Consider the following 26,046-nt stretch of genomic DNA (forward strand, 5'->3'; position numbering starts at 1 on the left):
CGGGCCGTACCGGGGGCTTTTCGACATGCCCGGCGTCAAGGGTTTCGTCGTCGCGGGGTTCTTCGGGCGGATGCCCATGTCGATGCTGGGCATCGGCGTCATTCTGCTCATCGAGGCGCTCACCGACTCCTACGCGACGGCGGGCGCGGTCGCGGCCACCGTCAGCGTCTCCTTGGCCGTCGCGGCCCCGCTGTCGGGGCGCCTGGTCGACAGGTTCGGCCAGGCCAGAGTAGTCGTCCCGCTCGTCCTGACGCACGGCGCCGCGCTGACCGGCATGATGCTCTGCGCCCACCACGGCGCCCCTTACTGGACGCTCTTCGCCACCGGCGTCGCGGTGGGCCTGAGCGCGCCCTCGCTCGGCTCGCTCGTGCGGGCCCGCTGGTCGCACCTGCTGGCCGGGTCGGCGAGGCTGCACACGGCGTTCTCCTTCGAGTCGGTCGCCGACGAGGTCATCTTCGTCGGCGGCCCCGCCCTGGTCACCGCCCTGGCCACCATGGTCAACCCGTACGCGGGCCTGATCGTGGCCCTGACCTGCACGGTCGTGGGCACGATCGCCTTCGCGCTGCAGCGCGGCACGGAACCGCCCGTCCGCCCCAGGGAGACCCGGTCGGGCACCCCGATCACCATCCCCGGCGTCGCCCTCATGTCGTGCGCCTTCCTGGCGATGGGAGCGGTGTTCGGCTCGGTCGACCTGATCACGGTCGCGTTCGCCGAGGAGCGGGGCGCCAAGCCCGTGGCCGGGCTGCTGCTCGCCTCGTTCGCCGGGGGGAGCCTGGTCTCCGGCCTGTGGTACGGCGCCCGGCGGTGGAGCATCCCGCTGAGCAGCAGGTTCGTCCGCTCGCTCGGGGTGTTCGCGGTGGGCCTGACCCCGATCATGCTCATCGACGACCTCAGGGTGATGGCGGGCGCGCTGTTCCTGGCCGGGCTGGCCATCTCCCCGACCATCATCACCGGCTACAGCCTGACCGAGCGGCTGGTCCCGGCGAGCCTGCTCACCGAGGGCATGTCGTGGATCTCGACCTCGGTCGGGTTCGGCGTGGCGGCCGGCGCGTGGGCGGGGGGCAGGCTCACCGACGCGTTCGGCGCCTCCAACGCCTACGGGTTCTCCTTCGCCTGCGCCCTGCTGGCCGTGACGGTCGGCGTCGGCGGCTCCGCGTGGCTGCGAACCCCTGTCGCCCAGCAGTGATCGTGAGTATCGTTCATATTCGCTGGCGAACGCGAACGTGAACCGAACGTGAACCGGCGGTGGCCCGCCTGATCGCGGGCGAGACCCCCCGCGCCCGGGGGCGTCGGCGCCCGCGGACGGCCGGGTGCCGCCCGCGGGGCAGGAGTGACCATGGGCGAGACCTTCCGCAACTGGGCCCGGAACCAGTCCGCCACCCCCGCGGAGGTCCGTACGCCCTCCTCCGCCGAGGAGGTCGCGCGGGCCGTGCGGGACGCCGCCGCGGCGGGCCGCCGGGTGCGCATGACCGGCACCGGCCACTCGTTCACCCCGGTGGCGCTCACCGACGGCCTCCTGCTGCGGCCCGGCGCGCTGACCGGGATCCGCGAGGCCGGGGACGGCTGGGTGACGGCCGAGGCCGGGACGACGGTCGGCGCGCTCAACCGGGAGCTGCACCGTAGGGGCCTGGCCCTGGCCAACATGGGCGACATCGACGCCCAGACCGTGGCCGGGGCCATCCAGACCGGTACCCACGGCACCGGCAGGGACGTCGGCGGGATGGCCGACCAGGTGCTGGCGCTGGAGATGGTGCTCGCCGACGGCGAGATCGTCACGGTCCGCGGCGACGGCGACGGGAAGATCCGCGGGGTGGCCGAGCGGGACCTGTTCGACGCCGCCAGGGTGAGCCTGGGCGCGCTCGGCGTGGTGACCGCGGTCACCTTCCGGGTGGAGCCCGCCTTCCTGCTGTGCAACGTACGGGAACCGATGACGCTGACCGCGATCCTCGGCTCCCTCGACACGCTCGTCACCGGCAACGAGCACCTCGACTTCTTCTGGCTGCCGCACACCGACACCTGCCTGACCAAGCGCAACAACCGCGCCCCCGGACCGGCCAGGCCCCCGGGCGCGTTCAGGCACTGGCTCGACAACCACTTCCTGGAGAACACCCTGTTCGGCGCGCTGTGCGGCGTCGGCGGGCGCTACCCGGGGGCGATCCCCCGTCTCAACGCGCTCTCTGCGGCGACGCTGTCGGCCTCGACCCACACCGACGCCTCGTACCGGGTCTTCACGAGCGTGCGGGAGGTGCGCTTCCTGGAGATGGAGTACGCCATCCCGCGCGAGCACCTCGGCCAGGCCATCCGCGAGGTCCGCGACCTGGTGGAACGGCGCGACTGGAAGATCACCTTCCCGGTCGAGGTGCGGGTCACCCCGGCCTCTGACGCCTGGCTGTCCACCGCCTACGGCAGGGACTCGGCCTATCTCGCCTGCCACGTCTACCGGCCGACCCCGAACCCGGCCTACTTCGAGGGCGTCGAGGAGATCATGACGAGGCTCGGAGGCCGGCCGCACTGGGGCAAGCTGCACACCCGCGACGCGGCCTACCTGGCACGGGTCTATCCCCGTTTCGCTGACTTCCTGGCGGTACGCGATGTCCTTGACCCCGGACGCGTCTTCGCCAACGACCATCTCGACACCGTCCTGGGCTGAGGGACGGCGCGCCGGTCTCCCCCGGCCACATTCTCGCGGCGGCCGACGGCGCCTTCCGCTCTTCCCCGGCCACCCCCTCGTAGCGGCCTGAGACGGCTCGGCGCCGATTCCCCGGCCGTTCCTGGCCGCCCCTGGCCGCCCCTGGACGCACGGCCCCGTTCCCCCGAATCGGCCGCTTCTCGCCAGCTTTCGGTAAAGGGTGGCGCAAAGGCTCGCTCGAAGAGTGACACGCCCGCGTGTCCCGCCGTTCCCGGACGCGCGCGAGGGGCAGATTCGCAGACGCCCGCGCCGCTCGACCCCGAGGGAGTCCGCTGGAGATGACCTTCTCCCGCCGTCCATGCCAGCCGCCGCCGCGTCCCGTCCTCACGGACCTCGTCACAGACCTCGTCACAGACCGCGACGACCGGCCCCCGCACAACGCCGCGATCGCGGCATACCCTGCCCGGACCGGCGGACCGGCCTCACCGCCATCTCCCGGTTCTTGGTGGAAGTCCGCAGCGGTTCCCGGAGTTATCCGTGAGAATTCCTTGAGGACCCCGAAGTTGCTGCTCCAGCCCGGTGCCCTGTAATTAGATGAATGGAGCAAATGTGACCGGCGTCACATCGCTGCGAGCCCCATCCAGGAAGGCGATGTTCGGACATGCCGGGTACGGTGCTGGCAGGCAACCGGCACACGCGAGAGACTCAAGGGTCCGGGGGAAGATTGAGCACGACGACGAAGGGACTCGCATGCAGGAGCTCCGACTCGTCGCGGTGAGTGAGGACGGGACCTATCTCGTGCTGGCGACAGCCGGCCGGGGTACCCGGTTCACGCTGCCCGTCGACGACCGGCTCCGTGCTGCCGTCCGCGGCAACTTCTCCCGTCTCGGCCAGTACGAGATCGAAGTGGAGAGTCCGTTGCGCCCCAAGGAGATCCAGGCCCGGATCCGTGCCGGCGAGACCGCGGAGGAGATCGCCAACACGGCGGGAATCCCGGTCGAGCGCGTGCGATGGTTCGAGGGCCCCGTGCTCCAGGAACGTGAGTACATGGCACAGCAGGCGCAGCGCTGCGCCGTACGCCTGCCCGGCGACTCCGCTCCCGGTCCCACCCTCGGCGACCTGGTCGCCGAGCGGCTGACCCGCCGTGGCGTCCCCGCCGACGAGATCGAGTGGGACTCCGCCAAGCGGGACGACAACATGTGGCGCATCAAGCTCGGGTTCGTGTGGAACGGTCACACACGCAACGCCGAGTGGCTCTTCGACCCGCGCCGGCGCCACATCACGCCCCATGACGACGAGGCCCTGCGGCTGTCCAGCGGCGAGGAGGTCGAGGCGTTCGAGGACACCACGGTCACGCCGTTCGTGCCGCGCGTGGCCAAGCTCGCCCCGGTGCCGTCGCTGGCGCCCGAGCCACTGAACCAGCCGCCGGTGGCCTTCCCCTCGGTCCTGCGGCACGAGACCCCGGCCCAGCCCCGGCCCGCCTACGCGCAGGCCGAGACCGCCGCGCCTCCGGCGGCACCCGCGCCGTCGGCGCCATCGGTGCCCTCTGCGCCCTCACCGGCCCCGGCCGCCTACCAGCAGCCGCCCATGCCCCCGCTGCCCGCCGGATACGAGGCGCCGAGGGTGTCGGTGCCGCCGCTGCGCGCCCCCGACCCGGCCGGATACCAGCCGGAGAGGTCCCCGGAGCCCGCCGCCCCCGCGGCCCAGGGTTCCGATCCCGTCACGCGGGTCAGGCCCCCCGAGCCCGTGCTGCCCGAGCCCCTCGCCTCCTCCCCGTCCCCGTACGAGCCGGTCACACCGGTCGCGCACGAGCCCGTCACGTACGAGCCGTCCGCGTACGAACCGGTCACACCGGCCGCGTACGAGCCCGCCGCCTCGGAGCCGGAGCCCCCGGCACCCGTCGTGCCGCGGCCCGTCCCCTCGACGGCGGCCGAATCTCCCGCGGCGAGCGCGCCCGAACCGGCGCCCGCCACGCACGGACCCGCCGAGCAGGGGGAAAAGGCTCTTTCGCAGCCCGCCCCCGAGCACGGACCTGCCGCTCCTCCCGAGGAGGCGGTCATCGCGGCGGAGGCCGTGGCCAAGCCCGCGACGGCGGAGACGCCGGAGACCTCGGAGGTCGTGAAGACCCCCGAGGTCGCCGAGCCGCCCGCCGCCGAGGCTACGCCGGAGGCGGCGGAGACCGCTCCGGCCGCGCCGCCGTCCGATCCCGCCGACCGGCGTCCCCCCGCCGCCGAGAAGACCACCGAGCGGGTTCCCGCGGAAGCGGAGAAGACCGTCGCGGCGAAGGAGACCCCCGCCTCCGAGGCCGCGCCGGAGACCGGATCGGCCCAGGAGGGTTCGATAGCTGTACCGGCGGCGCGCGTCAGCGTGGACGAGCGGGCCAAGGCCGAGCCGGGCAGGCAAGAGACACAGGGGGACACGGGGGCAATGCAGGAGACCAAGGTCGACAAGCCCGCGGCGGAGAAGCCCGCGGAGCCGCCGAAGCCGGCACCGGCTCCGGCGCGGCCTGCCAAGAAGTCCCGGGGACGGCGCGCGTCCGTGCCCACCTGGGACGAGATCATGTTCGGCGCCCGCCGCCAGGACTGACCGCACCGCGCCAGGCGGGGGTGACCGGGACACCGGTCGTCCCCGCCTCGCCGTATGTCAGCGATTTCCAGGGCGTCCGGTGTCAGCCGTTCCCGGGAGCGTCCGGAGCGGCAGGGGCTCCTGGTAGGACAGAGGGTCCTGGTGTGGCAGGAGCGCCCGGGACGAGGAACGGGGCGATCCAGGCGGGAGTGACCTCGGCGGCGAAGGCGGGCCCCTCGGCCTCGCCGACGTCGACGGCGGCGTAGCCGCCGGTGCCCGCCCCCACGCCCGCGGTCACGGTCAGCAGACCGGCGCGCCGCTGGAACCAGGTCTGGCTCAGGGTCCAGCCGACCACTGCCCGCTCCTCCACCACCGCCTGGGAGCGCCGCAGCGACCCCGACCGGACCGACAGGCGGCTCCCGTCGTACGTGTGGCCGAGGGACCGGTAGCGGTCGAGGCCGAGCGGCACGCCCAGCAGAGCGAGGAGCAGGGCGGGCACCGCGAGCACCCACCAGAACCCGGACCACAGCAGGGCGGCCGTCACCGCGCAGGCGGCGATCACCAGCCACGGGAAGATCGCCCGGAACAGCCTGCGCCTGCGCGCCGCCGGCGGGTGCGGCCGCAGTCCGGTGGCGATCGGGCCGATCGCCTCGCCCACCACGCCGAGCACGATGTCCCTCGGGGCCACGGGCATCAGCTGGCCCCGGGTCTCCGAGTCGCCGAGACCGGTCACGATCGCCCACGCGCGGCCGAGCCCCGCCCGGCGCTCGGCGGGCCCCTCGACGAACTCGAACCCCCGCACCCTGCGCCGCTCCAGCGACACGCTCCTGCGCGTGATCAGGCCGCGCCCGGCGATCAGGTATCCCTCGCCGGCTCGGAGGGTGAAGTCCCAGTTGAACACCGCGTACATGATCACGGCGATCACCGGCATGGCGAGGAGCAGCAGCACCCCGGCCGCGATGAGCAGGGGCGGGTGCTCCCAGATCCACTCCCCCGCGCCCACCACGAGCCGCCTGTCGATCCTGAGCTCGCTGCCCCACTGGAACGCCAGGCCCACGGCACCGGCCACCAGCGCGAACGGGGTCAGCAGGTAGGCGCCGGAGAGGGGACCGTACGCGAGCCACTTCCTCGGCATCACGAAGAACACCTGATCGGGGGTGGTGTCGCCCACCTCGTGGCGAGCGGAGGATCCGGCGGCCACCTCCCGCGTTCCTGCGGGCGCGCCGGACGTGCCGGACCCGTCGGCGGTGAGCTCGTCGGGACCGGGATCGGGACCGGGGACGGCGCCCGTCGCCGAAGCGGCCTCGCGCGCCTGGACACGTCTCGCCGTCCGGGCGCGGGCGTGCCAGAGCAGCACGGCCTTGAGCCGCTCCCCCTCCTCGACGGTGACCCCGTCGAGCTCGCCCTCCTGCTTCTCGTCCCCGCCCGCGCCGGTGTCGATCCGCAGCACGGCGATGCCGAGCAGGCGGTGCAGCGGCGGGGCGCTGATGTCGACGCCGCGGATCCGCTCCAGCGGGATCGTCCGCACCGACCTGCTGATCAGCGCCCGGGTGAGTTCCAGCCGGTCGCCGACGATCTGATAGGTGAAGGTGAGCCAGCGCACGGCCGCGAACACGACGGAGCCGACGACGGCCGACGCCGCCCACCCGAACGATCCGAGAGAGAAGCCTCCGAGGAACAGGACACCGGCCAGCGGCAGGAGGAGCGAGGGCAGCATCCGGATCGGGTCGGTCAGCAGCACCTTCGGGCTGAGCCGCAGGGGCCTCTCCGTCGGCGTCCTCTCCCCCGGCGGGATCGGGACCCCTCCCCGCGCGGCCCCCGCTTCCGGCACGGCTCCCGTACCGGAAACGCCACCACCGTGAACGGACGGGAAACCCGGCGCGCCACCGCCCTGGACAGGCGGGAAACCCGGCACGCCGACGCCCTGGGCGGATTGGGAGGCCGGTCCGCCACCACCGTGGACGGGATGGGAAGCCGGTCCGCCACCAGAAGGATCCGGCGTGTCACCGTCTGGGGCGGTCCATCCGCCCACCTCGGGGCCGCCCGGCCCCGCCTGCGGACCGGACCCGACCGGCCGATGCCCTCCGGGAGCGGGTCCGGCCGGGCGGGCATCCGGTGAACGGTCGACCGGTGGATGCCCGTCAGAGGCGGCCTCGGCCGGTGAGCGGTCACCCGCCGGACGGTCATCCGGTGGAGGGTCGGCCGGTGAGTGGTCACCCGGTGCACGGTCGGCCGGTGAGTAGTCACCCGCTGAGTGGTCAGCCGGTGCACGGTCGGCCGGTGAGTAGTCACCCGCTGAGTGGTCAGCCGGTGCACGGTCGGCCGGTGAGTAGTCACCCGGTGGACGGTCACCCGACAGACGGTCGGCCGGTGATTGGTCGGAGGATTCGGTCACGTCGCGTCGTCCCTGAGCTCTTCCGCGCGGCGGGCGAGGCCCTCGGCCAGCTCGGCGGCGATCTGGTACTCAAGACCCTTGATGGTGGACGAGCCCGCGTGGGAGGCGGTGCGGATCTCGACCGTGGCCAGGCCCAGCATGCGCTCGAACCAGCCCTGCGCCTTGTCGACCGTCTGGATCCTGCTGACGGGAACGAACACCCACTCCCTGCTGAGCCACCCGGAACGGGCGTAGACGACGTCCCCGCTGAGCTCCCACCGGTGCACGGCGTACCGCCAGAAGGGCTCGACGAGCGTGCCGGGGATCAGGAGCAGCACCATCAGCCACGGCAGCCACCCGATGTTGTCGAGCGCCCACCCGGGCAGCCAGGACCACCGGTCGTCCTCGATCCACCCGGCCAGGAAGAAGGTGCCCCCGACCAGGACGACGGACCAGAACAGTCCTTCCAGCAACCACAACGCGATGGCCTTGCGGGAGACCGGGTTGGCGGGGGCGCGCAGGGAGACACCGGTGCGGCCGGGGACGCCGGCGTGGCGCTCACCCGGCAGACCGGCCACCCTGGCCTCTTCGGAGGCGGCGCTGTGCTCATCGGCTCGGTCGCTCACGCTGTCAGCCTAAACGCTCTTGTCCCGGCGGGCGCTCCGGCCGCGTCACGGAAAGAGGTCCCGCGGGCACCGGAGGCGGCGGCGCCGCGACCCCGTGAACGGGGCGCCCCGGGACGGCGGCTCCCGTCCGGCCGTTCTCCGGTGATCCGTCCGCGCTTCTTCCCCTCTCCCCCGGCTGGACGCCGAAAGTGTCGGGGGCGCAGGGCATGCTGGAGGCCCGAAGATTACGGAGAGGTGCGAACGATGACAGATGCGATCCAGGCCGAGGGTCTGGTGAAGCGTTACGGGGAGACCCGCGCGCTCGACGGGGTGGATCTCGTCGTGCCGCAGGGGCGGCTGCTGGGCGTGCTGGGCCCCAACGGGGCGGGCAAGACCACCGCGGTGCGCATCCTGGCGACGTTGCTGCGTCCCGACGCCGGCACCGCCAGCGTCGGCGGCTACGACGTGACGCGCCAGGCGCACCAGGTGCGCTCGCTGATCGGCCTGACGGGCCAGTACGCCGCCGTCGACGAGATGCTCACCGGCGTCGAGAATTTGATGATGATCGGCCGCCTGCTGGGCATGACGCGTGCCGACTCCCGGGCCCGCGCGAACGAGCTGCTGAAGCGCTTCGACCTGTCCGACGCCGGCGGGCGTGCCACCAAGACCTACTCCGGCGGCATGCGCCGTCGCCTCGACCTGGCCGCCAGCCTGGTCGGCCGCCCCCAGGTGCTCTTCCTCGACGAGCCCACCACCGGGCTCGACCCGCGCAGCCGCACCGAGCTGTGGAGCGTGGTGCGCGGCCTGATGGCCGACGGCGTCACGGTGCTGCTCACCACCCAGTACCTGGAGGAGGCCGACCAGCTCGCCGACGACATCGTCGTCTTCGACCACGGCAAGGTCATCGCCTCCGGCACCTCCGACGAGCTCAAGGCCGCCACCGGCGCCCAGGTCATGGAGGTCCGTCCCCTGCAGGCCGAGCACCTCGACCTGGTGGGCAAGGTCATGGCCGACGTGCTGGGCGAGACGCCCGACCTCAGCGGGGGCAAGGCCACCGCCCCCGTCCACGACCCCGCCGCCGTCCCCGCGATCGTGCGCCTCCTCGACGACCAGGGCGTCGTCGCCTCGGAGCTCGCGCTGCGCAAGTCCAGCCTGGACGAGGTGTTCCTGTCCCTCACCGGCCGCCTGCCGGACGACGAGAGCGCCCCCAAGGACGAGGCCACCTCCCAGAAGGAAGAGACCTTCGCATGACCACGCTGACGACGACCATCCCGCAGGTGGCCGCCAAGCGCGTCACCCCCCTGGCCACGCTGCAGCAGACCATGACACTGGCCTGGCGCAGCCTGGTCCAGATCAAGCACAACCCGTGGGAGCTGCTCGATCTGAGCATCCAGCCCATCATGTTCCTGCTGCTGTTCACCTACGTCTTCGGCGGCGCCATCTCCGGGTCCACCGGCGACTACCTGCAGTTCGCCCTGCCCGGCCTGCTCGTGCAGAACGCCCTGTTCTACACGCTGTCCACCGCCATCGGCCTCAACACCGACATCACCAAGGGCGTCTTCGACCGGCTGCGCAGCCTGCCCATCGCCCGCACCGCGCCCCTGTCGGGGCGCATCATCGCCGACACCGTCAAGCAGGTGTGGGCGTTCGCCCTGCTGATCGGTTTCGGCATGGTGCTGGGCTTCCGGGTGACCACCAGCGTCTTCGGCCTGCTGGGCGCGCTGGCCCTGCTGGTCGTGGTCGCCCTGGCCATGTCCTGGATGTCGGTACTGATCGGCCTGAAGGCCTCCAGCCCGGAGAAGGTGCAGATGATCTCCTTCTCCACGATGATGCCGCTCACCTTCACCAGCAGCGCGCTGGTGCCCTCGGCCACCTTCCCGTCCTGGTTGAAGACCTGGTCGGACATCAACCCGGTCACGCATCTGGCGGACGCCATCCGCGGCCTTCTCATCGGCGGCGACGTCGGCCAGGCGACCTTCTTCTCGCTGCTGTGGGCCGTGGGTTTCGCGGTGGTCTTCGCCCCGCTGGCGATCCGGGCATTCCGTAGCCACGTCTAGTCTGTCGGCAGGCCGGGCCGGGGGGCGCCCGCCGCATGACGGAGAACCAGAGGTGGTCACGTGCTCGTGGTCCATGGCGTGTGGGTGGACGGGCTCGTGGGGGTCTGGGCGGAGGACACCGCCCAAACCCCCACGGCCGTCTCCCGTGCCGCCCTGCGCCCGCACCCCTTCGCGGCGTCCACGGCCGCGCTGACCACCGCCCTCAGTGGCATTTCGGGCGATTTGCCAATTTCGAGTGATTTACCAACAGAAGCCCCGAATGAGCCTCTGAGCGAAGTTTCGGGTGGGGTCCTCCCCCGAGGTGCGGGCGGGCCTCACAGGGGCGTGAGGGCCCATCAGGGGGCCGTCACGGGTGTCCCCGTCGCCACGGGCGCCCCCTCCGTCGCGTGGATCCCGGACGTCACGAGCGCCGGGAGCGTCACGGTCCTGACGGACACCACGGCCGTCGAGGGGGAGCTGGTTCTCCTGCTCCCCGGTTCGGCGTCGGGCCCGCTGCCCTCTCCCGAGTCCGGCCTGGCGAGCCGGGCCCGGAGCCCGAGGATCTCCGCCTGGCGGGTTCCCGGCCTGCTGTTCCGTCCGGCCGACGCGCTCCGCCTGCTCGGCTCCCTGCCGGACGCCGGCTCCGTCTCCACCGGTCTCACCGCCGGGAACGCGGGTGGCGCCGGGGACGCCGGGGACGCCGGGGACACTGACGACCTCGCGTGGGAGCCCGCCCTCTCGCTGCGCTACCTCGCCGTGGTCGCCGAGCACGCTCGCGGCCTGGTCCGGCGCGGCCGGATCCTGCCCCAGCTCGTCGCCGAGGGCGACGTCCACGCGGCCCGCTGGCGCCCGGTGCTGACCGGCGCCGACCTGGCCGCGCTGCCCGGTCTCATCGGCGCGATGCCGCCGGTGTGCAGGACGGCGGGGCGCGAGAGACCTCCGGGGGAGGTGCTGGACGAGCTCCTGAACGGCCTGGTCGACGGCGCGGCGCGGCTGTCGCTGCCCGCCCGCCTGATCCTCGGCAACCGTCCCGGCCCCAAGGCCGCGCTGCCCGACCGCTGGCTGTACGCGCTGACCGGCGAGGACGCCTCGCTCCCCGGCGCGCGGCAGAACGAGGTCAAGGCGCTCGGCGAGGCCCTGACCGGCTGGTTCGACTCGGCACACCAGCTGGGCGGACCGGTCAGGGTCTGCTTCCGGCTGATCGAGCCCGCCGGCGACGGCGACTCCTGGAGGGTCGAGTTCGGCCTCGCCCCCGCGGACGACCTGGACGCCACCTCCGGCGGCGAACACCCGGGACATCGGGAACACGAAGGCGGCGGGGAGCACGCGGAAGGCCGGGAACGCATAAGCGACGCGGAGCACGCGAGCGAGCGAGAACGCGAAGGCGGCGAGGAACACCCGGGAGACCGGGAGCGCGAAGGCGGAGACGAACACCCGGGAGACCGGGAGCGCGAAGGCGGAGACGAACACCCGGGAGACCGGGAACACGAAGGCGGCGGGAACGGCCGGGGGCGTGAGGGCCGCGAGCCCGCCCGCTACCTGTCGGCCGAGCGGATCCGGGCCGGCGAGCGGGCGCCGTGGCTGCCCGAGCGGCCCGAGGAGCTGATCCGCGCCGACCTCGGCCGGGCCGTGCGCCTCCATCCCGACCTCTACGTCGCGTTGCGCGCCCCCGAGCCGGTCGCCCTGACGGTCGAGACGGCGTGGGCGTTCTCGTTCCTCCGCAACGGCGCGCCCGTGCTCAGGGCGGCGGGATACGGCGTACGCCTGCCTGCCTGGGCCGGACGCCAGGGGCTGGGCCTGAAGCTGACCACCCGCACGCTCGGCGGCGACGGCAGGAGCGAAGGCGAAGGTCTGGGCGGGCGGGTGAGCGTCCGGCTGGACGTCGCCGTCGCCGGTCACACGATCGGCGCGGAGGAACTGGCCGGGCTGGCCGGGCTGCGCATCCCCCTGGTACGGGTCAGGGGCCGGTGGGTCGAGCTCGACGACCAGCAGGTCAAGGCGGCCCTGAAGGTGATCGAGCAGCGCGGCGGCGGCGAGAGGACCGTCGGCGAGGTGATCCGCGAGGTCGTGGAGGGCGGTGACGAGACGCTGCCGCTGATCGCGGTCGACGCGGACGGCCTCCTCGGCGATCTGCTGTCCGGCGAGGCCGACCGCCGTCTCACCCCGGTCACCCCGCCTCGGGCGCTACGCGGATCCCTGCGCCCCTACCAGGAGCGCGGCCTGTCCTGGTTGAGCTTCCTGTCCGGGCTCGGCCTGGGGGGCGTCCTGGCCGACGACATGGGCCTCGGGAAGACCATCTCCACCCTCTCGCTCCTGCTGGCCGAGCGCGAGACCGGCACGCCCGCCCCGACACTGCTGGTCTGCCCGATGTCGCTGCTCGGCAACTGGCAGAAGGAGGCGTCCAGGTTCGCCCCGTCGCTGCGCGTCCACGTCCACCACGGCGGCACGCGCAGGCGCGACGAGGAGCTGGCCGCCGCCGTGCGGGAGGCCGACCTGGTCGTCACCACGTACGGCACCGCACTCCGGGACCTGGGGGCGCTCGCGGGGCTCGGGTGGGAGCGGGTGGTCTGCGACGAGGCGCAGGCGATCAAGAACAGCTCGGCGCAGCAGTCCAGGGCGGTGCGCTCCATCCCGGCCCGCACCCGGCTGGCGCTGACGGGCACGCCGGTGGAGAACCACCTCGCGGAGCTCTGGTCGATCATGGAGTTCTGCAATCCCGGCCTGCTCGGCCCGGCCAGGCGGTTCAGGAAGCGCTACCAGGAGCCGATCGAGACCCGCCGCGACCCCGACGCCACCGCGGCGCTGAAGCGGGCCACCGGCCCGTTCGTGCTGCGGCGGCTCAAGACCGACCGCTCGATCATCTCCGACCTGCCGGAGAAGCAGGAGATGAAGGTCTGGTGCACGCTCACCCCGGAGCAGGCCGAGCTGTACAGGGCCGTGACCGGCGAGATGCTCGGGAAGATCGACGCCTCCACCGGCATCGAGCGGCGGGGCAACGTGCTGGCGACCATGACCAAGCTCAAACAGGTGTGCAACCACCCGGCCCAGCTGCTCAAGGACGGCTCACGCCTGGCCGGACGGTCGGGCAAGCTGGCCCGGCTGGAGGAACTGGCCGAGGAGATCGTCGCGGAAGGCGACAAGGCACTGGTCTTCACCCAGTACGCCGCGTTCGGCGCCCTGCTGCAGCCCTACCTGGCCGCCCACCTGGACCGGCCGGTGCTGTGGCTGCACGGCGGACTGACCAAACGCAGACGCGACGAACTGGTCGAACGCTTCCAGCACGACCAGGAGCCGATGCTGTTCCTGCTCTCGCTCAAGGCGGCCGGGGTCGGCCTGAACCTGACCGCCGCCACCCATGTCGTCCACCTGGACCGCTGGTGGAACCCGGCCGTGGAGGACCAGGCCACCGACCGGGCCTTTCGGATCGGCCAGAACAGGAACGTCCAGGTCAGGAAGTTCATCTGCCTGGGCACCCTGGAAGAACGCATCGACGAGATGATCGAACGCAAGAAGGCACTCGCCCAGAGCGTGGTCGGCACCGGCGAGGACTGGATCACCGACCTGTCCACCGACCAGCTCCGCGAACTGTTCCGGCTCGGCTCCGAGGCCGTCTCATGAGCAACGCGAACGGCGAGCGGGCCGGCAGACGGACCAACACTCGGACCGGCGGCAAGCCGTCGGACGGACGGACCTTCGAAGAACCGACCTTCAAGGAACGAGCTCTCGAGGAGAAAGCCCCCGAGGAGCCGACCTCCGAGGAGCCGACCTTCGACGAGCGGATCGAGGACTTCTACTCCCCCGCCGTCTCGCTGAACCGCCTGCGGCCCCGGCCCGACACCACCGGGGCCCCGGCCGACCTGCTGCTGCGGGTCCTGGAGCCGCCCGCGGTCAAGGTACGGCACATCCCGCTGGTCGACCTGCTCAGGAAGCCCTACCGGGAGCTGGGCGGCGACTGAGACCTCGGGCCCGCCGCTCCCGCTCCCGAAGCGTTCCCAAGCCCTTCCGGCTTCCAGGTCTCGCGACTCCCATGACCCGTCCATTCCCCGGCGGAACCCCGTGGTTCCCGGCGCCTCGCGCGTCCCGGACGGCCCCGGGGCCCCCGGAACCTCACCGTGGCATGGACGGGTCATGGAGGGACGAGGCGGTGAACGAGTGGTTGACGGGGGGCGAGCCGTGGGCGGCGAAACTCGTTTTGGAAATCACTCCAACCCCTTCCGCCCCTCGATTTCCCCTCATTTCCGTCTTTTTCCCTGCGGCAGAACCTCGCGATCCGGTCTGCACATCTTCCAGACCCGCGTAGCATCATCGGGCATGGGGCAGCCGAAAACGTCTACGCGCCGCCCGCGGCACACCCCGAAAGTGGCGGTGGCCGCGGCGCTGGTCGTCATGTCCTCAGGCTGCGGGATGGCGAACGGCATGGCCTCCACGGAGCGGTTGCAGCTGGAGCCGATCAGCGTCTCCAGCCCTCAGGTCAGGGACGGTGGCCCCCTGCCGTCCGACTACTCGTGCAAGGGTTCGGCCGGTAACCCGCCGCTCCGCTGGTCTCGCGTGCCGGAGGGAACGAAGTCCGTCGCGATCGTGGTGGACAACAACTCCCGGACGGGCGGCGAGGTGAACTGGGTGGTTTTCGACATCGATCCGCGCACGAACGAGCTACCGGAGGGTAGCGTCCCGGTGGGAGCCGTGGAAGGAAGCACGACGAGCGGCAAGGTGGGCTATAGCCCTCCGTGCGACGCCCAGGAGAACTATCGTTTCACTGTCTACGCGCTGGACGGCGAGGTCGGTCTTCGTAAGGGAGCCCTCCTCGACGTGACCTTGAAGAACATCGCGGACAAGACGATCGCCTGGGGGCGGCTCACCGCGGCGCACATCGAGTGACCGCCCAAACACCGGAGGTAGTAATGGTTACCAATTCTTCACTTAGGGTGTGACAACGCTCATAGTGGTCCGACACAATCAGATCCAATGTCCGAGCGCAGGTGATGCATGGGGGCAGGTCGCGTCGATGGCCGCGCGACCTCACCGGCGCCGCTGTAAGGCCATGGCCTTGAGGGTGGTGCAATGATCGCGGTCGTAGTAAGCCTGGTCGCCGTCGTGCTCCTCGTGCTCGTCGTCGTGGCACTGGGGATGCGGTCGATGAACCGCAGGGAGAGCGCACTCCCCGCGGAGCGTCTGCGGGAGATGGCGGAGAAGGAGGCGCTGACTCCGACCATGTCCAGCGACGACTTCGCCACCAGAGAACCGAAGATGAACCATTTCACCCCCGACCTGACCCCGTTCGACGAGCCGAAGCCACCGCGCCAGCCGCGGCCGCCGAGCTCCCGGGGCAAGCGCGGGCTGAACGAGTTCGGCCAGGTGGACGACTATGACGACGACTACTGGACGCGGCTCCAGGCCGACGAGGGCGGTTTCGGAGGGTCCTTGGCGGCTCGGATGGGCGCCAGCCGTCCCGTCGAGCAGGACGACCAGAAGGTCGACGCCGACGCGGTGACCGTGCAGGCTCCGCTGCCGACCAGGCCCCAGCCGTCCCGCGGCACCCCGCAGCGGCCCCCGGCCACACCGGCCAGGCCCGCCCCCGAACCGGCCATCGCCTCCTCCTCGCTGCCCTCCGGTCTCTCCGACCTGGTGGCCCCGGTCCAGCCGAACCCGGCTCCCACGGCCGCCTCGCTCGCCGAGCAGAAGACCGTCACCTTCGCGGCTCCCACTCCCGGCGCCTTCGGCGAGAGCCGCCCGTCCCGGGCGAGCTCCCGTCGCGGCGGCAACAGGACGCCCTCGCAGCCGTCCGCCCAGCCCGCCCAGGGCAACGGCGGCCCGCCCCGGCCCGCCCAGGGTGGCTCGTCCAGGTCCGCCCAGGGCGGACCGTCCCGGCCCGACCCGCTGAACGACCCGCTCGGCGGCTCCTACCCCCGCCGTGGCGCGGGCTCCCCCGCGGGCTCCCGGCCCGGCGCCGCCTCCCCGGCGAACGGCAACGGCGCCCCCGGCGCCCGCCCCGGCCCGTCCGGCGCCCGTCCCGGCAACGGCGGCGCCCCGATGCCCCCCATGGGGCCGACGACCAGCGGCGGCTTCCCCGCCGCGGCCGCACCCGACCCGCTCGCCGCCTCCTACCGCACCCCGCCGCAGCCGCAGCCGCCCAAGACCGGCAACGTGGCGGACAACCCGTGGGCCCAGGCCACGAACCCCTCGTCGGGGGGCTGGCCGGCGGCGAACACCGCCGACATCCTCGACGATCCCGGCCCGTCCTACTCCTCGTACCAGACGCCGGTCTACAACGCTCCGACCACCGGCTCGTACGAGGTCAGCGCGGGCTGGGCCACCATCGAGGACGACGCGATCACCGGCCCGAGCCCGGCGGTCTCCACCTCGACCGGCCCCTCCCGGACCCTCCCCCCCACCCCCGACCGTCCGGCCGACCCGCGAGGCGGGGCGCCGGGTGGATACGGCTACGAGCCCCGTCCGGCGACCCCGGCCAGCCCGGCCGCGTGGCCGGAGCCCGGCACCCCCAACGGGAGTGACGCGGCGAGCTGGCCGAGCTACGGCGAGCTCTACGGCACGGCACCGGCCCCCGAGCCGGCGTCCACCGGCACCGACGCGCGGGGCCGGGCGAGCTCGCGGGGCAACCACCACCGGGCGGCCCAGGAGCCCGATTACCCCGACTATTACCGCTGATTCTTTCCGTCCTCCGTAAAAGCCTCCGGTAAACGCCCGGGCGGCGAGGGGCAGCACCGTAAGGTCTGCCCCATGGAGACGGACACGAAGAGCGACGGTGTTCTGACAGCGGGTGGCCTCGGCTCCGTGCTGCGGCATGATCTGCCCGCCTCCCTGGTGGTCTTCCTGGTGGCCGTGCCCCTCTCGCTGGGCATCGCGGTCGCCTCGGGAGCGCCACTGGCGGCAGGGCTCATCGCCGGCGTGGTGGGCGGCGTCGTGGCGGGCTTCCTGGGCGGCTCCGTCGTCCAGGTGAGCGGGCCGGCGGCCGGGCTCTCCCTGGTGGTGGCCGACCTCGTGACCACGTACGGCTGGCGGGCCACCTGCATGATCACTCTGCTCGCGGGCGCCCTGCAGCTGCTGCTGGGCGTCTGCCGGGTCGCCCGTTCGGCTCTGGCGGTCTCCCCCGCCGTGGTCCACGGCATGCTGGCCGGGGTGGGCGTGGTGATCGCCCTGTCCCAGTTGCACGTGGTGCTCGGCGGGAGCCCGCAGCGCTCGGCGATCGAGAACCTGATCGAGCTGCCCCAGCAGATCATCCACAACCACACGCACGCGGTCTTCGTGGGCCTGCTGACCATCGCGGTCCTGATCGCCTGGACCCGCCTGCCGCAGCAGTTGCGCAACCTCCCCGCGCCGCTCGCGGCCCTCTTCGCCTCCTCGGTGACCGCCTGGGCGCTCGGCTGGGAGGTCACCCGGATCGACCTGTCGGCCAGCCTGGACTCCTGGGCCGCCCCCGTGTGGCCCAAGGGCGACTGGCACGGGATCATCGGGGCGGTGCTGCTCGTGGCCCTGCTCGCCGGGGTGGAGTCGCTGCTGTGCTCGGTGGCCGTCGACAAGCTGCACGACGGCAGGCGCTCCGACCTCGACAAGGAGCTCACCGGCCAGGGCGTGGCCAACATGGTGACCGGCGCGCTGGGCGGGCTGCCCGTGGCCGGGGTCATCGTCCGCAGCACCACCAACGTCCGCGCCGGGGCCCGCAGCCGCTGGTCCACGATCATGCACGGGGTCTGGATCCTGCTGTTCGCGGTCGGGCTGGGGTGGATGATCGCGCTGATCCCGATGGAGGCGCTGGCGGCGCTGCTGGTCTTCATCGGCGTGCAGATGGTCAACATGGGGCACCTGCGCAACCTGCGCGGCCACAGCGAGGTCCCGGTGTACGTCGTCACGATGGCCGGGGTGGTGCTGCTCGGCCTCGCCGAGGGCGTGCTGGTCGGCCTCGGTCTCGCCGCGCTGTTCGCGTTGCGCCGCCTCACCCGGGTGACCGTGCGGGCGATGGCCGAGCCCGACGGCCGCTGGCACGTGGTGATCGCCGGCTCTCTGACCTTCCTGGGGGTGCCCACGCTCACCTCGGAACTGCGGGCCATCCCCGCGAGGGCCGCGGTCGACCTCGACCTGAACATCGACTTCATGGACAACGCGGCCTTCGAGGCCATCCACGACTGGCGCAACGAGTACGAACGCGCCGGCGGGACCGTGAACATCGACGAGATCCACGACGAGTGGTACGCCATGGCGGCCAGCGGGGTGCGGGTGCTCCCCGCCAAGACGCCGCCCCACGCCCCCGACCGGTGGTGGCTGCCCTGGTCCCACCGGCGCAACGGGCGGCGGCCGGGCGGCCGGGCGCCGGTCGCCGCCCGGCACGCGCCCCGCGAGGAGAGTCCCGCCGTGCCCGACCTGCTGGCCGGGGCGCGGGAGTTCCACCGGCGTACGGCGCCGCTGGTCCGTCCCCTCCTGCACGACATGGCCCGTGGGCAGGAGCCCTCGCACCTCTTCATCACCTGCGCCGACTCCCGCATCGTGCCGAACCTCATCACCGCGAGCGGCCCCGGCGACCTGTTCACCGTCCGCAACATCGGCAACCTGGTGCCCCGGCTGGGGTCGGTGCCCGCGGACGACTCGGTGGCGGCGACGATCGAGTACGCCACGAGCGCGCTCAACGTCCGCACCATCACGGTCTGCGGGCACTCGGGCTGCGGGGCGATGGCCGCGCTGCTCAGCGGGGGCGAGCAGGCGGCGGGCCTGCCCGCGTTCGGCCGCTGGATGCGCCACGGCAACCACACCCTGGCGCGGTTCATCGCGGGCGAGAGCGCCGGTGAGGACGACGGGCCGCTGGACCGCCTGTGCCGGGTCAACGTGATCCAGCAGCTGGAGAACCTGCGGACCTACCCGCAGGTGGACCGGCTGTTCCGCGCCGGGCACCTGGAGCTGGTCGGCATGTACTTCGACATCGGCACCGCCCGGGTGCACCTGCTGGAGCATCCTCCGATCACGAGCCGTCCGCTGTGAGCGGATGGCTTGCGCCACGGGTGAAAGCCTGTGGTCATCCACCGGCGGGGCGCCCAGGATGAGGCGTCATGAGAATCCTGATCATCGGTGGTTCGGTCTTCCTCGGCCGGGCGGTCACCGAGGAGGCGCTGCGGCGCGGGCACGAGGTCACGACGTTCAACCGGGGGCTCAGCGGGGTGGACCTGCCGGGCGTGGAGGCGGTGAGGGGCGACCGCGGGGTGGCGGCCGACCTGGACCGCCTGGTGGAGGGCCGGGAGTGGGACGCCGTCATCGACGTGATCGGCAGGGTCCCGAGGCTGGTCGGCGAGTCGGTGCGCAGGCTCAACGGCCGGGCGGGCGTCTACACGTACATCTCCAGCATCTCGGCGATCGCCGACTTCCCCGCGAAGGAGTGCGACGAGAGCTCGCCGCGGTTCGAGTGCGCGCCGGACGCGGGGCCGGAGGACGGCGAGTACGGCGCGCTCAAGGCGGGGTGCGAGCGGGCGGTGGAGGAGGGCTTCGAGGGTGAGGCGCTGATCATCCAGCCGGGTCTCATCCTCGGCCCGTACGAGAACGTGGGCCGGCTGCCCTGGTGGCTGGACCGGATCTCCCGGGGCGGGCGGGTCCTGGCGCCGGGCGACCCCGGCCGCGCGATGCAGGTCATCGACGTTCGCGATCTCGCCGCGTTCGTCCTCGACCGCACCGAGGCCGGGAAGGCCGACCGGTTCCTCGCCAGTGGGGTGCCGGGCAACATCACCTACGGCGGCTGGCTGGCCGAGTGCCGCGCGGTGACCGGCTCCGACGCCGAGTTCGTCTGGGTCGACGACCGGTTCCTGCTCGACCGGGAGGTGCAGCCGTGGACGGAGTTCCCGATCTGGGCCCCCGACGACGCCGACTTCGCCGCGGTCTGGCTGCCGTCGTCGGCGAAGGCCCTCGCGGCCGGGCTGACCTGCCGCCCGGTCGCCGAGACCGTACGCGACACCTGGGCGTGGCTGCGCGACGTCCCCCCGGCGGAGCGGTCGTTCGGCAGGCACGGCATCGATCCCGGGAAGGAGGCCAGAATCCTCGCCGAGTGGGCATAGGGGGTCCATGGAGATCCAGATCACTTTCGACGCCAACGATCCGCCGTCGCTCGCCGCCTTCTGGGCCGAGGCCCTCGGCTACCGCCTCCAGCCGCCCCCCGAGGGGTTCGACAGCTGGGAGGCCTGGGAGGACGCCCAGGGCATCCCCGAGGAGAAGCGTTCCAACTGGTCGGCCATCGTCGACCCGGCCGAGGGGCGGCCCCGCTTCTACTTCCAGCGGGTGCCCGAGGGCAAGACCGCCAAGAACCGCGTCCACCTGGACGTCAACGTGGGTGGCCCGTCCGACACGCCGCTGGAGGAGCGCCGCAAGCTCGTGGAGGCGGAGGTGGGGCGGCTCGTCGCCCTGGGCGCCGTCGAGGTGCGGACGGCGGAGGAGAACGGCGAGTATTGGACGGTGATGACCGACCCCGAGGGCAATGAGTTCTGCCTGCAGTAAGCATGCATTTCTACGCATACATCCTGCTGGTGGACGCATAGATTCATCGCTGTCCGGCTCCGTCCCCCGAATGCCGGACGGCGGTCCACGCTCCCAGGGCCGGAGGTGGAGGGCGGCCGATTCCGCCCTCCACCCACCCGGGCCCCGCGCCGGGTGTCCGTCCGTGTTCACCAGGCCGACGCCGGCCGCTCCCCGATCCGTGCCACGCGCGGCAGGTGTTCGTCCGCGTCCACCAGGCTGACGTCGATCACTCCCCACCCCGCGTCACACGTGGCGGGTGTCCGTCCGCGTTCACCAGGCCGACGCCGACCGCTCCCCGGCCCGTGTCACGCGCGGCGGGTGTGCCTCATCGTCCAGTTGGTCTCCCAGGTCTTCTCCCCGTCCGCGGAGAACGCCTGCTCCCACAGGGCCGAGGTCGGCGTGATCTCCGACCAGGTGTATCTCATCCGGATGGGCCTGCCGTCGCGGGTCTCGTCGCCGTGGAACACGCCCTTGCCGTCGGCGAACCTGCCGAAGACGGGGCTGTGCATGACCCCGGTCTCGCTGTCGACCCAGTAGATCGCCCACAGTTCGCGCGCGACGTCGAAGGTCCGTATCGACGCCCCCTTGAAGCCCTTGGTGGGGAAGGTGATCTCGTCGAAGACGCCCGCGCCGTCGAAGAAGCCGTGGCAGACGGCGACGCTGGGGAACTCCTCCCACTCGTCCTCCCCGCTCAGCGGTTTGAGGAGCCTGCGGTTGTCTATGTCCCAGGTGCCGTGCAGGAAGTCGAAGTCGCTGTTCATGCTGGGATGTTAGAGCCGTTTCCCCCGCATTCTCAGCCGATCGGGCACGAAGATCTCCCGCCCGTGCGGGCGTTGCGTGGTCCCCGCATGCGGGGTACCGTCACGGCCCTCGGGCTTCGTTTTTCCGTACGACGCCTGACGCAGCGACATTTTTCGCCTGACGGGGCATATAGCTCAGGCCACCACATACGCACACGGCATGGAGGTCGGCGATGACTGAGTGGCACGCGTTACGGGAAGAGCTGGTCGCGCAGGTACGCGCGCGCGGGATCAGCGAGGTCGTGGTCGACGCGTTGCGGGCGGTGCCGCGCCACGTGTTCCTGCCGGAGCTCTCGGCGAAGACCGTCTACCAGGACGACGCGATCGTGACCAAGCGCGACGCGGAGGGCCGTCCGATCAGCTCGTCCTCCCAGCCGGCGATCATGGCTCTGATGCTCGACCAGCTCGGCGTGGAGCCGGGGCAGCGGGTGCTGGAGATCGGCACGGGGACTGGCTACAACGCCGCCCTGCTCGCCCATCTGGTGGGGCCGGAGGGGCTGGTGGTGAGCGTCGACATCGACCCCGACCTGGTGGCGGCGGCCGGGGAGCATCTGGCGGTCGCGGGCCACCCCGAGGTGAGGCTGGTGTGCGGCGACGGCGCCGAGGGGTTCTCCCCCGAGGCCCCCTACGACCGGGTGATCGCGACCGTCGGCGTGTGGGATCTGGCCCCGGCCTGGCTGGACCAGCTCGCGCCCGGCGGGCGCCTCGTCGTCCCGCTGGACCTGCGGGGGGTGCAGCGCTCGGTGGCGATGGAACGGGACAACGGGCACTGGACGAGCCGTTCGGTGCTGCCCTGCGGGTTCATGCGGATGCGCGGCCCCTTCGCCGGTCCGGAGACGACGCTGGTGCTGGACCGGGAGTCCGACCTGGCGATCTCGCTGCCCGAGGCCGGCGAGATCGGCGACGTGCTGGGGGCGCTCGACGGGCCGGTGGTCGAGTTGTCCACCGAGATCAGCGCCAGCCTCTCCCAGCTCCTCGACGGATTGAGCCTGTGGCTCGCGGTGCACGAGCCCCGCTGGTGCACGATCTCGGAGGCACGGCCCGGGTGGCTGGCCTCGCCCCCGCTCGACATGACGGGGTTCAGGATGGCCGTCGGCATCGTCGAGCGCGACAACCTCTGCCTGCTGGAGCCGTCCCCCGACGGGACCCTGATCGCGCGCGGCCACGGGCCGGACAGGATGCGGCTGGCCCGCGAGATGGTCGCCCACATCCAGGCGTGGGACATGGCGGACCGGCCCATGACGACGGGCCTGCGCATCGACGCCTACCGGGGCGACCCGCCCGACGGCGGGCTGCTCATCCGCAAGCGCCACACCACGCTCGCCCTGTCCTGGAAGGACCTCTGACCGGCGTTCCCCCGTTTACGCGCCGCTGCGCCTGTGAGCTGTAGGTGGCGGCTGTGAACGATAGATGGCGGTTCGGAATCATCGACAGCGTAGGGGCCGCCGGTTTCTGCCCAACATGCTGTGCTTTGTCATTTTCTTTGCGCGACTCGGGATTAGTGCGGTCGGATCGCTGTGGGCTGGAGGAGTTATCTCTGGCCTTATTCGCGGGTGCGGCTCAGGACCCGCTGGAAGATCTCGGCGAGGCGGCGCAGGTCCTGCGGGTCGCAGTCGGCGAACGGGGTTTCGGCGAGCGTCACGCCGATGACGCGCTCGCGTACCCGCCGGCCCTGCTCGGTCAGCACGACGACCCGGGAACGCCGGTCGCCGGGGTCCACCACGCGCTCGACGTATCCGCGATCGGTCAGCTGGGTGACGACGAAACTGAGGTTGGGCGCGTTGCAGAACAGCCGGCCCGCCAGCACCCTCATCGACGGGGCGGGCTCTCCGGGATCGATCGCCCACAGGGCCTGCGCGGTCGCATGTGTGACCCGAAGCTCCTCAAGTGCCCTGGCGATGCGGTCACTGGTCAGCATGAAGACCTCGTGACTGGCCCGCACCACCTGCTCCAGCGCCTGGTTCGTCATCCCGCGAGGATAGCAGTTTGCTTCGAGTCTCGAAGCTGTTAGCCTGCTTTTGGTTCGAGACTCGAAGCAAATGAGGTGGGGCAGTCATGTACAGGTACCGCGGTGTCACCGCACTCGTCACCGGCGCGTCAAAGGGACTCGGCGCCGCCTACGCGCACGAACTCGCCCGGCGAGGGGCCCATCTCGTGCTCGTGGCCCGCTCCGGCGACGCGCTGCGCCGGGTCGCCGACGAGATCCGCACGGCACACCAGGTCCAGGTGACCCCCGTGACGGCCGACCTCGCCGACCCCGGCGGGGTGACGGCTCTGATCGCGGAGTTGGACCGGCAGGGCCGTACCGTCGATCTGCTGGTCAACAACGCGGGCGCGGGTGCCGTCGGCCCGTTCCTGAGCACCTCGCTCCAGCGGAACGTCGATTCGGTCGAGCTGAACATCACCGCCCTGATGAGCCTGACCCACGTGCTCGGCGGCCGCATGGCCGAGCGGGGGAACGGCGGAATCATCAACGTGGCCTCCACGGCCGCCTTCCAGTCGATGCCGTACCAGGCCAGCTACGCGGCGACGAAGGCGTTCGTGCTGTCGTTCACCGAGGCGCTCGCCGAGGAACTTCGCGGCACGGGAGTCCGTGTCATGGGAGCCCACCCCGGAGCCACCGACACGGGGTTCTTCGACCACTCCTCCGCCACCATGAACCCGGCCTTCACCGACGCGCCCGAAGGCGTCGCGGCCAAGACCTTCGACGCCTTCGCCAAGGGCGCCGTCAACTCCTACCCGGGGCGTACGATCAACAGGGCGGGGACGTGGGCCCCTCGCGCACTGCCCCGCACCACGGTCACCCGGCTGACCGGGCGCCTGAACCGGAGACGGGGCCTGCACCGCGCCCACGACATCGACAACGCGCGGCACTGAGATCGATCACCTGGCAATCGCCGCCCAGCGACCCGCTCAGACGCCCCGATCGGGTCTGAAGAGATCTTCGAGCGCGGGGTACGGGATGTCGGCAAGACTCGTGTCGCCAGGTACACGCGCTTGGGTTCGCCCAGCTCAGCGGTGCATCCATTGAGCGGTGAGGAGGTGGCTGACGGCGTCTTCGAGGTCGGCGCGGGTGGGCAAGATGTAGCGCCGGGTGGTGTCGTGCCGGGCGTGGCCGAGGATTTCGGCGGCGGCGACGATGTCGACGCCAGCGCGGAGCAGGTCGGTGGCCAGGGCGTGTCGGAGGATGTGGGCACGGACAGGGCGGGAGTGCCTGTTTCGTCGAGGACGCCGGCGTGGGTGGCGAGTTCGTTCATGACTGGTCGACCGCCTGGGTGGACAGGCGGCCGCCACGGCGGTTCACGGTGATCCGGTCGATGCGCCAGTGGCCCGCGGTGCGCGTCAGCTGGATCTCGCCGGCGGCGCCGTTGGCCCGCTTCCCCGGGGTCACGGCGATGGCGCCTCTTCCGCACCTGGAAGGACGATGACGAGCCGCGCCCACGACAAGGTCATCGTGGCCACCGGAGCCGCCCGCCGTTGAGGCAGAGCCCTGGCGGGCGCCGAAGGAGGCCGAGGCGCTCACCGCGCGAGCCTCCCACAAGGCATGTCACGGATGACCCGATGCGCCTCGATCAAGACAAAACCAATCACAAGCGCGCCGATCGACGCTTCCACAACACCCCGGGCCAACCTGGGGAGAAAAATCGGTGCCAAGTTCCTGAAAACCTGAGCGACTCAGACCAGGCCAGCTGCCGAAACGGGGCCGAGTAGCGAGAAAAGTCGCACGCACGCATCACGCCACGCCTCCGGCATCCGGCCGGCCGGTCAGCCCGCCGCGGACTCCTGCTCGGGCGCGTGCATCGTCTTGGCGATCTCGACGTCCTCGATCGACTTCTCGATGAGGGCGCGCATCGCCATCTCCGCGGCCCTGGCCTTCCTGCGCCGTACGGCCAGCAGGACCTCGGCGTGCTTGTCGGCCGACTCGCTGGTCAGGGTCGTGTGGACGAACTGGTCACGCAGCCGTAGGCCCACTTCGATCACCACGGACATCTGGGTGAGCAGTTCGTTGTGGGCGGCGTGCAGCAGCGCGGTGTGGAAGGCGAGGTCGGAGTCGATCTGGTGCTCGAGATCGCCCGCGGAGACGCGCATGGCGGAAAGGGCGTCCTCGAGGTCGGCGAGGTCCCTGTCGGTACGCCGCTCGGCGGCCAGACGGGCCACGGTGGGTTCCACGGTGAGGCGGACCTCGCCGAGCTCGTCGAGGAAGGCGTCGTCGACCCGGTGGGCGAAGCGCCAGCGCAGGACGTCGGCGTCCAGGAGCGCCCACTCGGTGCGGGGGGCGACGAAGGTGCCGCGCCTGGGGCGTGCGCCGACCAGGCCCTTGGCGGCCAGGACGCGGAGCGCCTCGCGGACGGCGGTGCGGCTCACGCCGAACTGCTCCTGGAGGGCGGCGACATCGAGATCGTCGTCAGGTGACAGTTGTCCGCCGACGATGGACGTGCCCAGGCTGACGACCACCCGGTCGTGAGCTCCCGTGCGGACGCTGCTTTCCATGGGGTGAATCATGTCATGCCCCTGGAGGGCATCCCGCGCC

20 protein-coding genes and 1 pseudogene are annotated in these 26,046 nt (G+C 71.9%); 14 read left to right on the forward strand and 7 right to left on the reverse strand.

Features of this window, described 5'->3' with window-relative positions:
* Nucleotides 1-25 precede the first annotated feature (25 nt).
* From ACFYWM_RS23870 to sepH, 3 genes are all read left to right on the forward strand, one after another.
* Complete coding sequence (locus tag ACFYWM_RS23870) at nt 26-1,186, forward strand: MFS transporter (RefSeq protein WP_389917643.1); 1,161 nt, start codon at nt 26-28, stop codon at nt 1,184-1,186.
* Nucleotides 1,187-1,336: 150 nt separating this feature from the next.
* Nucleotides 1,337-2,650: a D-arabinono-1,4-lactone oxidase gene (locus tag ACFYWM_RS23875; RefSeq protein WP_389917644.1), complete on the forward strand. Its 1,314-nt coding sequence runs from the start codon at nt 1,337-1,339 to the stop codon at nt 2,648-2,650.
* Nucleotides 2,651-3,379: 729 nt separating this feature from the next.
* Nucleotides 3,380-5,215 carry a septation protein SepH gene (sepH, locus tag ACFYWM_RS23880; protein ID WP_389917645.1) on the forward strand — a complete coding sequence of 612 codons (1,836 nt, stop codon included), beginning with the start codon at nt 3,380-3,382 and terminating at the stop codon, nt 5,213-5,215.
* A gap of 82 nt (nt 5,216-5,297) precedes the next feature.
* Here sepH and ACFYWM_RS23885 read toward each other — a convergent pair whose 3' ends face one another.
* Nucleotides 5,298-7,025 carry a PH domain-containing protein gene (locus tag ACFYWM_RS23885; RefSeq protein WP_389917646.1) on the reverse strand — a complete coding sequence of 576 codons (1,728 nt, stop codon included), beginning with the start codon at nt 7,023-7,025 and terminating at the stop codon, nt 5,298-5,300.
* Between the two features lie 560 nt (nt 7,026-7,585).
* Nucleotides 7,586-8,194, reverse strand: a complete 609-nt coding sequence (locus ACFYWM_RS23890) for a PH domain-containing protein (RefSeq protein ID WP_389917647.1) — start codon at nt 8,192-8,194, stop codon at nt 7,586-7,588.
* A 243-nt stretch (nt 8,195-8,437) separates the two neighbouring features.
* On the opposite strand from ACFYWM_RS23890, the gene ACFYWM_RS23895 reads away from it, so the two are divergent.
* From ACFYWM_RS23895 to ACFYWM_RS23935, 9 genes and pseudogenes are all read left to right on the forward strand, one after another.
* Nucleotides 8,438-9,424 (forward strand): ATP-binding cassette domain-containing protein, encoded by a 987-nt coding sequence (locus ACFYWM_RS23895; RefSeq protein WP_389917648.1) that lies wholly within the window; start codon nt 8,438-8,440, stop codon nt 9,422-9,424.
* Complete coding sequence (locus ACFYWM_RS23900) at nt 9,421-10,230, forward strand: ABC transporter permease (protein WP_389917649.1); 810 nt, start codon at nt 9,421-9,423, stop codon at nt 10,228-10,230. The genes ACFYWM_RS23895 and ACFYWM_RS23900 overlap by 4 nt, the downstream gene beginning before the upstream one ends.
* Before the next feature lie 324 nt (nt 10,231-10,554).
* On the forward strand, nt 10,555-13,827 hold the full coding sequence (locus tag ACFYWM_RS23905; protein WP_389917650.1) for a DEAD/DEAH box helicase: 3,273 nt from the start codon (nt 10,555-10,557) through the stop codon (nt 13,825-13,827).
* Between the two features lie 112 nt (nt 13,828-13,939).
* Nucleotides 13,940-14,509, forward strand: a pseudogene (locus tag ACFYWM_RS23910) (hypothetical protein); the annotation flags it as partial.
* Between the two features lie 11 nt (nt 14,510-14,520).
* Nucleotides 14,521-15,087, forward strand: coding sequence for a YbhB/YbcL family Raf kinase inhibitor-like protein (locus tag ACFYWM_RS23915; protein ID WP_389917651.1), 567 nt, complete (start codon nt 14,521-14,523; stop codon nt 15,085-15,087).
* A 183-nt stretch (nt 15,088-15,270) separates the two neighbouring features.
* A complete protein-coding gene (locus tag ACFYWM_RS23920; RefSeq protein ID WP_389917652.1) occupies nt 15,271-16,875 on the forward strand; it encodes a hypothetical protein in 1,605 nt (534 codons plus the stop codon).
* Between the two features lie 72 nt (nt 16,876-16,947).
* Nucleotides 16,948-19,197 carry a SulP family inorganic anion transporter gene (locus ACFYWM_RS23925; protein WP_389917653.1) on the forward strand — a complete coding sequence of 750 codons (2,250 nt, stop codon included), beginning with the start codon at nt 16,948-16,950 and terminating at the stop codon, nt 19,195-19,197.
* A 68-nt stretch (nt 19,198-19,265) separates the two neighbouring features.
* Nucleotides 19,266-20,258 carry an NAD-dependent epimerase/dehydratase family protein gene (locus tag ACFYWM_RS23930; protein WP_389917654.1) on the forward strand — a complete coding sequence of 331 codons (993 nt, stop codon included), beginning with the start codon at nt 19,266-19,268 and terminating at the stop codon, nt 20,256-20,258.
* 7 nt (nt 20,259-20,265) lie between these two features.
* A complete protein-coding gene (locus ACFYWM_RS23935) occupies nt 20,266-20,694 on the forward strand; it encodes a VOC family protein (RefSeq protein ID WP_389917655.1) in 429 nt (142 codons plus the stop codon).
* A gap of 326 nt (nt 20,695-21,020) precedes the next feature.
* Here ACFYWM_RS23935 and ACFYWM_RS23940 read toward each other — a convergent pair whose 3' ends face one another.
* Complete coding sequence (locus tag ACFYWM_RS23940; RefSeq protein ID WP_389917656.1) at nt 21,021-21,476, reverse strand: hypothetical protein; 456 nt, start codon at nt 21,474-21,476, stop codon at nt 21,021-21,023.
* Nucleotides 21,477-21,688: 212 nt separating this feature from the next.
* Between ACFYWM_RS23940 and fxlM the strand changes: the two genes are divergently transcribed.
* Complete coding sequence (fxlM, locus tag ACFYWM_RS23945) at nt 21,689-22,861, forward strand: methyltransferase, FxLD system (protein ID WP_389917657.1); 1,173 nt, start codon at nt 21,689-21,691, stop codon at nt 22,859-22,861.
* 197 nt (nt 22,862-23,058) lie between these two features.
* Here fxlM and ACFYWM_RS23950 read toward each other — a convergent pair whose 3' ends face one another.
* Complete coding sequence (locus tag ACFYWM_RS23950; RefSeq protein ID WP_389917658.1) at nt 23,059-23,484, reverse strand: MarR family winged helix-turn-helix transcriptional regulator; 426 nt, start codon at nt 23,482-23,484, stop codon at nt 23,059-23,061.
* Between the two features lie 86 nt (nt 23,485-23,570).
* Here ACFYWM_RS23950 and ACFYWM_RS23955 point away from each other — a divergent pair, with 86 nt between their 5' ends.
* Nucleotides 23,571-24,392, forward strand: a complete 822-nt coding sequence (locus ACFYWM_RS23955) for an SDR family NAD(P)-dependent oxidoreductase (RefSeq protein WP_389917659.1) — start codon at nt 23,571-23,573, stop codon at nt 24,390-24,392.
* Nucleotides 24,393-24,527: 135 nt separating this feature from the next.
* Here ACFYWM_RS23955 and ACFYWM_RS23960 read toward each other — a convergent pair whose 3' ends face one another.
* The 3 genes from ACFYWM_RS23960 to ACFYWM_RS23970 form a co-directional block, all read right to left on the reverse strand.
* Complete coding sequence (locus ACFYWM_RS23960; protein WP_389917660.1) at nt 24,528-24,809, reverse strand: tyrosine-type recombinase/integrase; 282 nt, start codon at nt 24,807-24,809, stop codon at nt 24,528-24,530.
* Entirely contained in the window at nt 24,769-24,906 is a 138-nt protein-coding gene (locus tag ACFYWM_RS23965; RefSeq protein WP_389917661.1) for a hypothetical protein, read from the reverse strand. Before ACFYWM_RS23965 ends, ACFYWM_RS23960 begins: the two co-directional genes overlap by 41 nt.
* Nucleotides 24,907-25,280: 374 nt before the next feature.
* The gene (locus ACFYWM_RS23970; RefSeq protein ID WP_389917662.1) at nt 25,281-26,006 is read right to left on the reverse strand and encodes a FadR/GntR family transcriptional regulator; all 726 of its coding nucleotides are present in this window, start codon (nt 26,004-26,006) and stop codon (nt 25,281-25,283) included.
* Between the last annotated feature and the right edge of the window lie 40 nt (nt 26,007-26,046).

The organism is Streptosporangium sp. NPDC002721 (assembly GCF_042888905.1).
GTDB lineage: Bacteria > Actinomycetota > Actinomycetes > Streptosporangiales > Streptosporangiaceae > Streptosporangium.